This window comes from Geothermobacter hydrogeniphilus (genome assembly GCF_002898515.1).
Taxonomy (GTDB): domain Bacteria; phylum Desulfobacterota; class Desulfuromonadia; order Desulfuromonadales; family Geothermobacteraceae; genus Geothermobacter_A.
Map to the genome: position 1 here is coordinate 23,240 of NZ_PPFX01000023.1, position 13,173 is coordinate 36,412.

13 protein-coding genes are annotated in these 13,173 nt (G+C 58.4%); 10 read left to right on the top strand and 3 right to left on the bottom strand.

The window, feature by feature from the left end; translation table 11 throughout:
• Positions 1–24: 24 nt before the first annotated feature.
• The 5 genes from C2E25_RS10680 to ahcY all read left to right on the top strand — a co-directional run bounded on the left by C2E25_RS10680 (position 25) and on the right by ahcY (position 6,144).
• Positions 25–291 carry an HPr family phosphocarrier protein gene (locus tag C2E25_RS10680; protein WP_085010581.1) on the top strand — a complete coding sequence of 89 codons (267 nt, stop codon included), beginning with the start codon at positions 25–27 and terminating at the stop codon, positions 289–291.
• Positions 272–2,056 carry a phosphoenolpyruvate--protein phosphotransferase gene (gene ptsP, locus C2E25_RS10685; protein ID WP_103115762.1) on the top strand — a complete coding sequence of 595 codons (1,785 nt, stop codon included), beginning with the start codon at positions 272–274 and terminating at the stop codon, positions 2,054–2,056. The genes C2E25_RS10680 and ptsP overlap by 20 nt, the downstream gene beginning before the upstream one ends.
• 254 nt (positions 2,057–2,310) lie before the next feature.
• Entirely contained in the window at positions 2,311–3,480 is a 1,170-nt protein-coding gene (gene metK / locus C2E25_RS10690) for a methionine adenosyltransferase (RefSeq protein ID WP_103115733.1), read from the top strand.
• An 87-nt stretch (positions 3,481–3,567) separates the two neighbouring features.
• Entirely contained in the window at positions 3,568–4,638 is a 1,071-nt protein-coding gene (locus tag C2E25_RS10695; RefSeq protein WP_103115734.1) for a TIGR04283 family arsenosugar biosynthesis glycosyltransferase, read from the top strand.
• Positions 4,639–4,710: 72 nt separating this feature from the next.
• A complete protein-coding gene (ahcY, locus tag C2E25_RS10700; protein WP_199177411.1) occupies positions 4,711–6,144 on the top strand; it encodes an adenosylhomocysteinase in 1,434 nt (477 codons plus the stop codon).
• 97 nt (positions 6,145–6,241) lie between these two features.
• On the opposite strand, the gene C2E25_RS10705 is transcribed toward ahcY, so the two are convergent.
• The 3 genes from C2E25_RS10705 to lptF form a co-directional block, all read right to left on the bottom strand.
• A complete protein-coding gene (locus C2E25_RS10705) occupies positions 6,242–7,096 on the bottom strand; it encodes an IPT/TIG domain-containing protein (protein WP_158247218.1) in 855 nt (284 codons plus the stop codon).
• Between the two features lie 89 nt (positions 7,097–7,185).
• Positions 7,186–8,268: an LPS export ABC transporter permease LptG gene (gene lptG, locus C2E25_RS10710; protein ID WP_103115736.1), complete on the bottom strand. Its 1,083-nt coding sequence runs from the start codon at positions 8,266–8,268 to the stop codon at positions 7,186–7,188.
• Between the two features lies 1 nt (position 8,269).
• Positions 8,270–9,445 carry an LPS export ABC transporter permease LptF gene (gene lptF, locus C2E25_RS10715; protein WP_103115737.1) on the bottom strand — a complete coding sequence of 392 codons (1,176 nt, stop codon included), beginning with the start codon at positions 9,443–9,445 and terminating at the stop codon, positions 8,270–8,272.
• A gap of 219 nt (positions 9,446–9,664) precedes the next feature.
• On the opposite strand from lptF, the gene rpsB reads away from it, so the two are divergent.
• From rpsB to C2E25_RS10740, 5 genes are all read left to right on the top strand, one after another.
• Positions 9,665–10,498 carry a 30S ribosomal protein S2 gene (gene rpsB / locus C2E25_RS10720; RefSeq protein ID WP_103115738.1) on the top strand — a complete coding sequence of 278 codons (834 nt, stop codon included), beginning with the start codon at positions 9,665–9,667 and terminating at the stop codon, positions 10,496–10,498.
• Between the two features lie 126 nt (positions 10,499–10,624).
• The gene (tsf, locus tag C2E25_RS10725; protein WP_103115739.1) at positions 10,625–11,539 is read left to right on the top strand and encodes a translation elongation factor Ts; all 915 of its coding nucleotides are present in this window, start codon (positions 10,625–10,627) and stop codon (positions 11,537–11,539) included.
• Positions 11,540–11,555: 16 nt separating this feature from the next.
• Positions 11,556–12,278: a UMP kinase gene (gene pyrH / locus C2E25_RS10730; RefSeq protein ID WP_085010573.1), complete on the top strand. Its 723-nt coding sequence runs from the start codon at positions 11,556–11,558 to the stop codon at positions 12,276–12,278.
• Between the two features lie 3 nt (positions 12,279–12,281).
• Positions 12,282–12,839 carry a ribosome recycling factor gene (frr, locus tag C2E25_RS10735; protein ID WP_103115740.1) on the top strand — a complete coding sequence of 186 codons (558 nt, stop codon included), beginning with the start codon at positions 12,282–12,284 and terminating at the stop codon, positions 12,837–12,839.
• Positions 12,840–12,872: 33 nt separating this feature from the next.
• Positions 12,873–13,034 (top strand): 4Fe-4S binding protein, encoded by a 162-nt coding sequence (locus C2E25_RS10740; RefSeq protein WP_085010571.1) that lies wholly within the window; start codon positions 12,873–12,875, stop codon positions 13,032–13,034.
• Positions 13,035–13,173 lie beyond the last annotated feature (139 nt).

The following is a 13,173-nucleotide window of genomic DNA, read 5'->3' on the forward strand; positions in this document are numbered from 1 at the left end:
ATAGCTGAAAGGCAATGCTGAATAATGATCGAGAAGGAATTCACTATTATCAACCGGTTGGGACTGCATGCCAGGGCGGCTGCGCAACTGGTGCAGACCGCCGGACGGTTTTCGGCCGATGTTCTGGTCAGCAAGGACGACCTGGAAGTCAACGGCAAGAGCATCATGGGAATTCTGATGCTGGCCGCTCCCCGGGGATCGACCATTTCCGTCAGTGTCAACGGCCCTGATGAAGAGGCGGCCCTGAAAGCATTGGAAGAACTTATCAATGATGGCTTCGGTGAAGACTGAAATAAGTCCCGACACGTTTCTGGTTGGTATCGGTGTGTCCCCGGGGATTGCCATCGGCGCGACCCACCTCGTCAACCGCGCCCGCATGGCTGCGCTGGAGCGTCGTATCCGCAAGAGCGATGTCGATGTCGAAATAGCGGCCTTCGAGGAAGCGGTTGAGCTTTCCCGGCGTCAGCTCCACGAGGTCAAACGGCGGGTCGCCGATCGTCACCTGGCCGAACATCTGTACATCATTGATACGCACCTGCTGATCCTGGAGGATCAGATGCTGCACGCCGAAACCCGGCGCGGTATCCGTGAAGATCTGCTCAATGCCGAAGGGGCGCTGAAGCGCGCTCTCGACCAGTTCCGTTCGGTGTTCGAGAGCATCGAGGATGAATATCTGCGTGATCGCGGGTCGGACGTGGAGTCGGTTGGAGAACGGCTGCTGCGCAATCTTATGGGGGAGTCGGAGCAGTCGCTGTCCGGCATCGATCGTAAAGTCGTGGTTGTCGCCCACGATCTTTCACCGGCCGATACCATGCAGATCGATAAGGACAAGATCATCGGTTTTGTCACTGATGTCGGCGGTCGTACTTCGCACACCGCAATTCTGGCCCGATCCCAGGGGATTCCGGCGGTTGTCGGACTGGAAAACGCGACCGCGCTGATCCCCGGCGGCACCCCTTTGATCGTCGATGGCTCCAGCGGCACCGTTATTCTCAACCCCACGCCGGAAACGTTCAGGGAATATCTGCAGAAGAAGCAGCGTTACGAATACGGAGAAAGGGAATTGCTCAGTTACCGCAGCCTGCCTGCCGAGACTCCTGATGGCCATCGACTGGTGCTGCGGTGCAATGTTGAATTGCCGTCCGAAGTACCCCATGCCCTCGCCCAGGGGGCCGAGGGGGTCGGCTTGTTCCGCTCCGAGTTTCTTTATCTCGGCAGACAGTTTCCCCCGGATGAGGAGGAGCAGTTCGATGCCTATCGCGAAATTGTCACCGCCATGGCGCCCCATGAAGTCACAATCCGCACACTCGATGTCGGTGGTGACAAGTTCGTTCCCGAGATCAATCTCTCCGATGAGGTGAATCCGGCTCTCGGATTGCGCGGGGTCCGCTTTTCCCTGGCCGACCGGCAGCTTTTGAAAATCCAGTTGCGGGCCATTCTCAGGGTGTCGGCCCTGGGGCCGGTGCGGGTGATGTTCCCGATGATTTCCGGTGTTTCTGAAATCCGCGCCTGCAAATCGATTCTTCATCAGGCCATGGCCGAGTTGAGCCGCGAAGGTATCGATTTTGACGGCAGGATTCCGGTCGGCATCATGATCGAGACTCCTTCAGCCGCCCTGATCGCCGACAAGCTGGCCCGTGAGGTCGATTTCTTTTCGGTCGGCACCAATGACCTGATTCAGTATTGTCTGGCGGTGGATCGGTCCAATGAACATGTCGCCTATCTTTACGAACCCCTGCATCCGGCCATTTTAAGGGCCCTGCAGATGATCTGCCGGGCCGCGCGGCAGGCGGGGATCAAGGTGGCGATGTGCGGGGAGATGGCCGCGGAACCCCTCTACCTGCCGATCCTGATCGGTTTCGGTTTCGGTGAACTCTCGATGAATGCGCCCTGTATCCCTCGCGTAAAACGGGTCGTGCGCCAGATTCGTTATTCCGAGGGAAAAGAATTGCTGGAAAAACTGCTGCAGCTGTCGACCGTTGCAGAAGTCACCCACTGCCTCGAAGAAGAAATGATGACCCGGATTCCCGACCTGTTCGGCAAGACGGATATCTGAGAGGGTGAACAGGCGATCACTCTTGATGCTTTCTCAAAAAAGCATCAAGAGTGTTGGCTAAGCAAAAAGCGCCAGCAGTAAGGCGCGCGTTTGTCAAGTAATGAGGCGTACTTACGTACGTCGAAGCAGCGAGGCAAGCGTAGCAACGCAGCTGCTGGTGAGTTTTTGCGACGCCATCAATCTTGACAGTTTCGTGGTTGGCCTCCTAGAATGACCCGCTTATATCTCACGCATAAACTGAAGGAGTATGCCCCATGGCTATGACCGACTTTCTGTTTACCTCGGAATCTGTCAGTGAAGGACATCCTGACAAGGTTGCCGACCAGATATCCGATGCGATTCTCGACGCGATTCTCACTGAGGACAAAAAAGCGCGTGTGGCCTGTGAAACCCTGGTCACAACCGGGATGGCGATGATCGCCGGTGAAATCACCACCAGTGCCTATGTCGATATGCCGGAAATCGTTCGGCAGACCATCCGCGAGATCGGTTACGACGATTCGGCGATGGGGTTCGACTGGGAAACCTGCGCGGTCATGACCAGTATCGACCGACAGTCGCCGGATATCTCCCGGGGCGTGACCGAGGGAGAGGGCCTGTTCACGGCACAGGGTGCCGGGGATCAGGGACTGATGTTCGGCTATGCCTGTAATGAAACCCCTGAGCTGATGCCGATGCCGATCATGTTCGCTCACAAGCTGACCCAGCGGTTGGCCGAGGTGCGCAAGAGCGGTCTGCTCAATTTTCTTCGTCCGGACAGCAAGTCCCAGGTTTCGATCCAGTACATCAACGACAAGCCGATTCGGGTCGATGCGGTTGTTATCTCCTCGCAGCACAACCCCGATGTCACCTACGACAATCTGCGCGAAGGGATTATCGAGGAAGTGGTGAAAAAGATCATTCCGGCCGACCTGATCGATGAACAAACCAAGTACTTCATCAACCCGACCGGGCGTTTCGTGGTCGGCGGGCCGATGGGTGACTGTGGCCTGACCGGACGCAAGATCATCGTTGATACCTATGGCGGCCAGGGCTCGCATGGCGGTGGTGCCTTCTCCGGCAAGGATCCGTCCAAGGTTGATCGCAGCGCGTCCTACATGGGGCGTTACGTGGCCAAGAATATTGTTGCCGGCGGGCTGGCCGACAAATGCGAGGTCCAGCTGGCCTACGCCATTGGCGTCGCCGAACCGGTTTCGGTCATGATCAATACCTTCGGCACCGGGAAGATCCCGTCCAACGATATCGCCAGGATCGCGCAGGAGGAATTTGACCTGACCCCGCGCGGTATTATCGAGACCCTCGACCTGCTGCGGCCGATTTATCGTCGCACGGCCGCCTATGGTCATTTCGGCCGCGAGCTTCCCGAGTTCACCTGGGAGCGTACCGATCGGGCCGACAGCCTGAAAAAACTGGCGGGACTCTAGCCCGGTTCAGGAGGCAGGAGCGGGACTGTCAGCCCGAGTCCCCGATTTTCCGGTAGACGGCGGGCCGCGAGTCCTGCCGTTTTTTTCATGATCGCTTCCGAGTCGAACCAGCCGCAGCTGTCGATCATTGTCCCGGTTCTCAATGAGGCGGAGGCGATTGCCGACTTTCTTGCCATGCTTCAGCGGCAGGATGGGCTTTTTTTTGAAGTCATCTTCGCCGATGGCGGTTCTGTCGATGAGGGATGGGAACTTGTCCGTCGACAAGAGCCGAAAAGTTTTGCGACTCGCTGGATAGAGGCGCCGCGGGGAAGGGCGGTACAGATGAATCGGGGGCGGGCGGCAGCTCGCGGCCGATTTCTTCTTTTTCTGCATGTTGACAGCCGATTGCCGGACAGTCATGCGCTGGCAACCGCTGTCGAGCAACTTGCCGCGTCCGGTGAGGGGATGATTGCCGCTCATTTCCGGCTTCTTTTCGGCGACGCGCCGCTCGCTCTGCGGGAAAAACTGCTCTATTGGGAAATCAAGGCCCGTCTCGACCGCTCCGGCTGCACCCACGGCGACCAGGGTATGCTGATGGAGGCAACCGTCTTTGACGCCCTGGGCGGGTTTCCCGAAGACTGGCCGCTGTTCGAGGATACCCGTCTGGCAGAGCGGCTCAGGCAACGCGGCCGATGGTTGCTGCTGGACGCCGAGATCGAGACCTCCGCGCGTCGCTTTGCCCGTGAAGGGTTGCGTCAACGGCAGCTGCTCAACGCCCTGCTGATGAATTTTCGCGCCCTGGAGATGGCAGAGTTTTTGACCGCGACCGGGCCGATCTATCGTCAACAGGCGGAAACCGGCGAATTGCGGCTTGCTCCGTTCCTGCGGCGCTTTCGGGCTCTGATCGCCGAACGTTCGTTGCAAAAACGTCTGCGGCTCTGGTACCGGACCGGGCGCTATGTTCGCGGCAATGCCTGGCAGTTATTGCTTGCCCGGCGGGTACGGTCCGGGCGCTGGACCCTGGAAACATCTCCCGCAGATATCGCGCGGGAACTGCGCGGGTTTGATCGCTGCTTCAACCTGTTGACCGACAATCCGGTCGGTCATGCCCTGGCGGGATTTTTGACCTGGATCTGGTTTCAGCTGCAGTTGTGGCGGGAACGCGAAACGGATGCCTGAACCGGTGCGGTTTACCGCTTCAGGGTAACCCTGGGCCCGTTCTGTTCGGGCGGCATAACAAGGAGTTGATAAATGATGACTGCAAAGCAGGATTTCAAGGTCAAGGATATTGGCCTGGCCGATTTCGGTCGGCGGGAAATCGAACTGGCCGAGGTTGAAATGCCGGGCCTGATGGCCCTGCGCGAAGAATACCGTGAGCAGAAGCCGTTGCAGGGCGCGCGTATCACCGGTTCGCTGCACATGACCATTCAGACCGCGGTGCTGATCGAAACTCTTGTTGAACTCGGAGCCCGGGTGCGATGGGCATCCTGCAATATCTTCTCAACCCAGGACCACGCCGCAGCGGCGATTGCCGCGGCCGGTGTCCCGGTGTTCGCCTGGAAGGGGGAAACTCTTCAGGAATACTGGTGGTGTACAGAACAGGCCTTGTCCTGGCCGGATGGCGAACTGCCGAACATGATTCTCGACGATGGCGGAGACGCCACCATGATGGTACTCAACGGTGCCGCCTGGGAGCGGCAGGGGTTGCCCGAGGTCAAGGCGGACGATCCGGAGGACTGGATCGAGCTGATCAACTGCCTGCGACCGACGATCGAAGCCGGCAGCGGACGCTGGGGGGCCACCTGTGACTCCATCCGCGGGGTGACCGAAGAAACCACCACTGGTGTTCACCGCCTTTACCAGTTGCAGCGTGACGGCCAGCTTCCCTTTGCGGCGATGAATGTCAATGATTCAGTCACCAAGAGCAAGTTCGACAACATCTACGGCTGTCGTCACAGCCTGGTTGACGGCATCATGCGCGCCACCGACGTGATGCTTTCCGGCAAGGTCGCCGTGGTCTGCGGCTATGGAGATGTCGGCAAGGGGTGCTGCCAGTCCCTGCGCGGGCAGGGGGCCCGGGTGATTGTCACCGAGATCGATCCGATCTGCGCCCTGCAGGCGTTGATGGAGGGTTACGAAGTGCGGACTCTCGACGAGGTGGTGGAGAAAGCCGACCTGTTCGTGACCACCACCGGCAACCGGGATATCATCACCGCCGCGCAGATGCAGCGGATGAAACATAACGCCATCGTCGGCAATATCGGACATTTCGACAATGAAATCGACATGGCCGGGCTGGCGAGAATCCCGGGGATCCGCAAGGTCAACCTGAAGAATCCGCAGGAGCATGGCAACCAGGTCGACCAGTGGGTTTTCCCCGACGGGCATGCGATCATTGTGCTGGCCGAGGGACGATTGCTCAATCTCGGCTGTGCCACCGGTCATCCGTCCTTCGTCATGTCCAACAGCTTCAGCAACCAGGTCATTGCCCAGATCGAGCTTTTCTGCAACGGCGATCGTTATGACAAGGAGGTTTACGTGCTGCCGAAGCGGCTCGATGAAAAGGTCGCCCGGCTGCATCTCGACAAGCTGGGAGGCAGCCTCACCCGGTTGACTGCCGAACAGGCCGACTATCTCGGGGTCCCGGTCGACGGCCCCTTCAAGCCGGATCATTACCGGTATTGACAGGGGATGCCGGGTAATCTCCGGATCAGCAGCAACAGCAAAGGCCCCGCGGTGCATGCCGCGGGGCCTTTGCTGTCATGTCATGGCGGCGCCTGTTTCAACGAATCGTTGCCTCGTAGATATCGCTCTGCCGGCCGCTCGGGTTCTGGATTCGGAACCGGACCCGCTGCAACTGCCCGCTGACCTGGTAACGGGTGTAGTGCAGGGTGTTGCAGTCGATATATTCGACGTTGTCCTTGTCGCGGGGATGGAAACGGCCGTAAGCGCTGATCGGCTTGCCGTTGACCAGCAGTTTTGACCGGGGGCTGAAGTTGCGTCCGGAAATGATCAGCTGATAGGCGTTGACCAGGTCATCACCGACGCTGATGTCGTCGATGGTCGGTTGATCGGAAACCGTGATGTTGAAAGGGATGGATGTGTCGCCGGCCGGATTGACGACCTGAACCCGGTGGTTGCCTGCCGCAAGCGGGGGCAGGGTCGCGCTGAGCGATCCGGATTCGGAGCGTTCGGTGGCTACGGCCGCGCCGTCGAGCAGAATCTTGGCCCCCTTGGCAAAGCCGCTGCCGGTGATCTGAAGTTCCGTGCCGTTGTCAGATGCCTGGCAGTTATCGATCTTGGCCGGCGAAATCCCCTTGATGAGCGGCCGTTTTTCCACCAGGTGCAGAATAAAGGCCTGCTGCGAGGTGGTGTTCCCCTCGGTGACGAAGATGACATAGTCTCCGGGGGCGAGGCCTTCCGGGATACGGACCGACAAGCGACCGTTCTGCAGGGTCGCCGGCGTCAGCATGGAGTTGCCCAGCATGACAAGGGTTCGCTGGGAAAACGGCCCGCCGGTCAGGGTTACACTCTCCCCCGGGGAGGTGGTCGAGGGTTGCACCGAGGTGATGTCGAGAGCCTGGCCGGAGACGGCCGGGCCGAGGCTGAAGAGCAGCAGCAGAATGATTCGCATCATGGCATTTTTCATCTCCAAACTAAAACATATCTCCGGGGCAGTTCAAGCAGGCCCGATTTGCCCGTGGGACATTTTCCTTGTGTTGTGTGCTACTGGCGGGTGTTGAGCAGCATCCATGTGCCGAGCATTCCAACCAGCAGGTTTCCGGACCAGGCCGCCAGCCAGGGAGGCAGGGCGCCCGCATAGCCGAAGGCGAGCAGGGTCGCCTGCAGCAGGAAATAGCTGATGCCGATGGCGATGCTGATGCCGATGCCAAGTGCCAGGTTGCTGGCGCGACCGCGCTGCAGGGCGAAGGGAATGCCGAGGAAGGCCATCACCAGGCAGGTAAAGGGGGTCGCGATGCGGGCCTGCAGGTCAACCCGGGCGCGGGTGGCATCGTAGCCTTCAGCTTCGAGTCGACGCACCTGGCGGTAAAGATCCTGAAGCCGGGCTTCATCGTTGCGGCGCACCGCGGCATTGAAGTTTTCCGGTTTTTTCTGCAGGGGATAGGGCAGTAACTTCCTTGCCGAGAAATTCTTCAGGTTCCGGCCGCCGGAGAAATCATGGATTTTGACGTGCTCCAGAATCCATCCCGCCGACGTGTCGTAATGCGCTTTTTGGGCATCAAGACGGCGTCTCAGGTGAAAGTTCTGATCCATTTCATAGATGGTGACACCCTGCAGCTGATTTTTCTTCGGTTCGGCGAGACGTATGAAGATGATGTTGTGTCCCTCGCGGAACCACAGCGAGTCCCTCTTCATCGCCAGCGGGGCCTGTCCGCTGACTTCGGTGCGCATAATGAACTCGGTGTTGTGGGCCGCCAGGGGGGTGACAAGGTCGCCGCCGACCAGCAGCAACAGTGATACCACCAGGGCGGCCAGGACCAGGGGGCGGGAAATGCGCACCAGGCCGATACCACAGGCGCGCATGGCTGTTAATTCGCCGTGCCGGGACAGGCCTCCAAGGGTCAGGAAGGTTGCCAGCAGGACCGCCAGAGGGGTTATGTCCTTGAGAATGACGGGGATTTTCCAGAAGAAGTAGGCCAGGTACAGGTTGATGGCCGCCTTGTGTTCTAGAAAGTCATCCACCTTTTCGAAAAATTCGACCAGCAGATAGATGCCGCCGAAGGCGGCCAGGGCCAGGGCGAATATCCTGACGTAGTTTTTCAGCAGGTAACGGTCGAGCAGGCGCATGTCAGTTCTCGCGGCGGCCCGGTCGCCAGATGCCCTGGACCAGGCGGATCAGGTGGTCGAGATGACGCAGACGACGTTCATGGAGGGCCTGCCGGTAAAGAACGGTGCCGAGCAGCAGAAACAGGAGTGGGGGCGTCCAGAGAGTCAGGGCCGCCGGCCAGTGTTGTTCAACCACCAGGGTGCCGGCAAATGAGGTTGCCAGGTAGTAGAAGAGGTAGACCAGCAGGCCGATGGCGAAACCTCCGCCCTTGCCCGACCGGTTGGATTGTATGCCGAGCGGCAGGGCCAGCAGCGCGAACAGCAGGGGGATTGGAATCATGCTGAAACGATGGTGCAGCTCGGCCCGGCTCTTGAATTGTTCCGCAATGGAATCGGTGGTTTTCACCCGTTTCAGCAGGTTTGCCAGGGAGAGCTCCTTGACTTTCTGACGGCCGGGGGGCTGGCCGACCTGGTCGAGAGGCAGGTTGATCGCGTAGTTGTTGAAATCAATCACCTGATAGGTGTCTTCGGTGCTGTCCTGCGGATAGCGGTGAATCTGCCCCCGGTTCAGTTGCAGGGTCAGGCTCTGACGTTTTGGATCGGCAAGGAACCGACCTGATTCGGCGACAATCGTTGAGGGGGTCGTCCCCATGCGTTGATCGGAAATAAAAACGCCTTCAAGCGTTGAGCTGCGTTCGTCGAGGTTGTCGGCATAGAGAACCATCCCCGGAAACTCCGTCTGGAAAACCCGAGCCTGCAGACCGACACTGGTTCGTTGGCTGAGAATTTTGAAAATCCGGCCACGAAACGCGGAATAGCCCAGGGGTTTCAGGTAGAGGGTCAGCGATGCGGTCACCAGGCAGGCCGTGAGGGCCATGATCAGCGCCGGACGCAACAGGTGGTTAAGGCTGAGTCCGCTTGCCTTGAGGGCGATGATTTCGGCATCGGCCGAAAGCCGGGAAAATGCCAGCAGGGTCCCAAGCAGGATGGCGAGGGGCAGGGTGATGCTGAGAAAGGAGGGCAGCAGGTCGACGAGCAGGTGCAGGATGTCCTTCAGGGGAACACCGTTGTTGATAACCATGCGGGCCAGTTTGAGGGTTCGCCCGGCAAGCAGGACAAAGGTGAAAACCAGCAGCGACAGCAGGGTCGGAGCGGCGATTTCCCTGAGAATATATCGATCGATCCGGGTCATCAGCATAACCGCATCATACTATTATAGGGGTGCCGGGATGTAAACCGCGACGGGTGTCGCGGAGTGCTTTTTTTCACTTGCCTGCGCTCCTTCGACATGTTATAGAAACGCGTTGTCCATTTCACACGTCTCCTGATCCGGTCGGGGGTCTTCCGGCACTGTCTGGGAGCCGTTCGGAGCTGAGGGAGGCGGAGGTTAAACCACCTAGCAGAGGAGCAGTATCCGATGGCCCAGATCACCATGAAACAATTGCTTGAGGCCGGTGTCCATTTCGGTCACCAGACCCGTCGCTGGAACCCGAAAATGAAGCCCTATATTTTCGGCGCCCGCAACGGCATCTACATTATCGACCTGCAGAAGACGGTTCGATACTTCAAGACCGCCTACGCTTTCGTCCGCGACGTCGTTGCCGACGGTCAGAAGGTTCTCTTCGTCGGCACCAAGAAGCAGGCGCAGGATTCGATCCGCGAAGAAGCTCTGCGGGCCGACCAGTTTTTCGTCAATAACCGCTGGCTCGGCGGCATGCTGACCAACTATGCGACCATCAAGGCCAGTATCGAGCGGTTGAAAAAAATCGAAGCCATGTCCACCGACGGTACCTACGAGCTGCTGACCAAGAAAGAGGGCCTGCAGCTTGACCGTGAGAAGACCAAGCTGGAAAAGAACCTCGGCGGGATCAAGGCGATGAACAAACTTCCCGGCGCGGTTTTTGTTATCGATCCGAAGAAGGAACAGATCGCCGTTCATGAAGCGCGCAAGTTGAAGATTCCGGTCGTTGCCGTGGTTGATACCAACTGCGACCCGGATGAAATTGACTACATCATCCCCGGCAACGATGACGCCATCCGCGCCATTCGCCTGTTTGCCTCCAAGATGGCCGATGCCTGTATCGAAGGGGCTGAACTGCGGCAGGCGGCGTTGCGTACCGAGGCTGAGGGCGGTGAAGAGGCGGCTGCCCCGGAGGTTGCCGCCGAAGCCGTGACGACCGAAGGCCCCGAGGTGATCACCAAGACCGAGGCTCCGGTTGAAGCACCGGTCGAAGCTCCGACGGAAGGCTGATTTTCAAGTCAGCAGAAAGTACTTGAGGCGGCCGGGTATCCTGGCCGCCTTTTTTCCCGACAAGCACTGATAAGTCTAAGCAAGCAGGGTTCAGGTCAACATGACCGGGAACTCGAGGAGGATGACGTGGCAACAATTACTGCAAAAATGGTTTCCGAACTCCGTGGCAAAACCGGTGCCGGAATGATGGATTGCAAAAAAGCGTTGAACGAAACTGATGGCAACATGGAAGAGGCGATTGACTACCTGCGCAAGAAAGGTCTTTCCGCCGCCGCCAAGAAGGCCGGCCGGGTGGCCGCCGAGGGGATGATCGCGGCTGCCGGGTCCGGCCGTGCCGCCGCCCTGGTCGAGGTGAACGCCGAAACCGACTTTGTTGCCAAAAATGATAAATTTCAGGCCTTTTCAAAAGGGGTCGCAGAAGCGGTCCTGGCTTCAGCTCCGGCCGATGTCGAAGCCCTCAAGGCGGTTGAGTTCCCCGGCAGCGGCCGGAACGTCGGAGAGGAGCTGACCCACCAGGTGGCGACCATCGGCGAAAACATGAACCTGCGTCGCTTCGCCCGCTTTGAAGTCGCTTCCGGCTCTGTTGCCTCCTATATCCATGGCGGGGGGAAAATCGGTGTGCTGGTTGAACTCACCTGCAGCGCCGGCGACAGCGAAGCTCTTCAGGGGCTGGCCCGCCAGATCGCCATGCACGTGGCGGCTGCCAGCCCTCAATACCTGACGCGCGACGAGGTTCCTGCTGAAGTTGTCAACCGCGAAAAGGACATCATGCGCACCAAGGCGATCGAGAGCGGCAAGCCGGAAAATATCGTCGACAAGATCATCACCGGCCAGATCAACAAGTTCTTTGGTGAAATCTGTCTTGTCGAGCAGGCTTTTGTTATCGATCCCGACCAGAAAGTCGGCAAGGTGGTGGAGTCGTTCGGTAAGGAAAATGACTGTGAAATTCAGCTGACCCGCTACGTGCGCTACCAGTTGGGCGAAGGAATTGAAAAGAAAGAAGACGATTTCGCCGCTGAAGTTGCCGAACTCGCAAAATAAGCAGCCGGGAGGTTTCATGGCCGAAGAGCCGAGATTCAAAAGAATCCTGCTCAAGTTGAGTGGAGAGGCCCTTGCCGGTGAGCAGGGTTACGGTATTGACCCTGTTGTTATTCAGGACATTGCCGAAGAAATCCGTGATGTTGTCCGCCTCGGCGTGCAGGTGGCCCTGGTGATCGGCGGCGGGAATATTTTCCGCGGACTGGCGGCCTCATCGCGCGGTATGGATCGGGCCAGCGCCGATTACATGGGCATGCTGGCTACGGTCATGAACAGCCTGGCGATGCAGGATGCCCTGGAGAAGCTTGGCGTGCTGACCCGGGTTCAGTCGGCGATCGAGATGCAGGAAATTGCCGAACCCTATATTCGTCGCAGGGCGATGCGCCACCTTGAAAAGGGACGGGTGGTGATCTTCGGTGCCGGCACCGGCAATCCCTACTTCACGACCGACACCGCGGCCAGTCTGCGCGCCATGGAGATCAGCGCCGAGGTCATTCTCAAGGCGACCAGGGTGGATGGTGTTTATGATACTGACCCGATGAAAAACCCCGATGCGGTTAAATTCGACAGCCTGACCTATCTCGATGTTCTGGAGAAGGGACTGCAGGTCATGGATGCGACCGCCACCTCGCTGTGTATGGACAACCAGTTGCCGATCGTGGTATTTGATTTGACCGAAAAAGGCAATATCCGCAGGGTTGTCCTCGGGGAAAATATCGGCACGACTGTCAAAGGAGGCTGAGAGATGCTCGATGAGGTGAAGAAAAAAGCCGGCACTGCCATGGACAAGGCGATTGAGGCTCTCAAGCGGGATCTCGGTAAGGTTCGAACCGGTCGCGCCTCCCTTTCGTTGCTGGAGGATGTCAGGGTTGACTATTACGGCACCCCGACGCCGCTCAACCAGGTCGGCACCCTGGCGGTACCCGAGCCGAGGCTGATTACCATTCAGCCGTGGGAAAAACAGCTGATCCCCGAGATTGAAAAGGCCATTTTCAAAGCCGATCTCGGTCTCAATCCGTCCTCGGACGGGCAGCTTGTCCGTATCGCGATTCCCGCTCTTACTGAAGAGCGGCGCAAGGAGATGGTCAAGGTCATCAAGCGCATGGGCGAAGACTGCAAAATAGCCATTCGCGGTGCCCGGCGTGATGCCAATGACGCACTGAAAAACCTGCTCAAGGAGAAGGATATTACCGAGGATGAGCAGAAGCGTACTGAAAAGGATGTCCAGGATCTCACCGATCGCTATGTGAAGAAGGTCGATGACGTTCTGGATGTTAAGGAACAGGAAGTCATGGAGATCTGACCTCCATGAAATTAACGACCAAGGAGAAAGAAAATGCTGAAAATTACTGATGAATGTATTTCGTGCGGGTCCTGTGTTGACTCCTGCCCGGTTGGCGCTATTTCCGAAGGCGACAGCAAGTATGAAATCGGTGAGGATTGCACCGAGTGCCAGGCCTGTGTCGATACCTGCCCGGTCAGTGCGATTGTCGAATAACCGGAATCAGTTCTGAACCCGACAAAAGGGGCGCCTGCAGGGCGCCCCTTTTGTTTGCTCGGCAGGCGGTTGCCTGGATGATGGTTTCATGGTATTTTCAACGCTTCAATGAAATGGGGCATCGACAAGGGCCCAGAGG

Coding starts and splice junctions, on each gene's coding strand:
- C2E25_RS10680 (WP_085010581.1), top strand. CDS start 25: ATGATCGAGAAGGAATTCACTATTATCAACCGGTTGGGACTGCATGCC.
- ptsP (WP_103115762.1), top strand. CDS start 272: ATGGCTTCGGTGAAGACTGAAATAAGTCCCGACACGTTTCTGGTTGGT.
- metK (WP_103115733.1), top strand. CDS start 2,311: ATGGCTATGACCGACTTTCTGTTTACCTCGGAATCTGTCAGTGAAGGA.
- C2E25_RS10695 (WP_103115734.1), top strand. CDS start 3,568: ATGATCGCTTCCGAGTCGAACCAGCCGCAGCTGTCGATCATTGTCCCG.
- ahcY (WP_199177411.1), top strand. CDS start 4,711: ATGATGACTGCAAAGCAGGATTTCAAGGTCAAGGATATTGGCCTGGCC.
- C2E25_RS10705 (WP_158247218.1), bottom strand. CDS start 7,096: ATGATGCGAATCATTCTGCTGCTGCTCTTCAGCCTCGGCCCGGCCGTC.
- lptG (WP_103115736.1), bottom strand. CDS start 8,268: ATGCGCCTGCTCGACCGTTACCTGCTGAAAAACTACGTCAGGATATTC.
- lptF (WP_103115737.1), bottom strand. CDS start 9,445: ATGCTGATGACCCGGATCGATCGATATATTCTCAGGGAAATCGCCGCT.
- rpsB (WP_103115738.1), top strand. CDS start 9,665: ATGGCCCAGATCACCATGAAACAATTGCTTGAGGCCGGTGTCCATTTC.
- pyrH (WP_085010573.1), top strand. CDS start 11,556: ATGGCCGAAGAGCCGAGATTCAAAAGAATCCTGCTCAAGTTGAGTGGA.
- frr (WP_103115740.1), top strand. CDS start 12,282: ATGCTCGATGAGGTGAAGAAAAAAGCCGGCACTGCCATGGACAAGGCG.
- C2E25_RS10740 (WP_085010571.1), top strand. CDS start 12,873: ATGCTGAAAATTACTGATGAATGTATTTCGTGCGGGTCCTGTGTTGAC.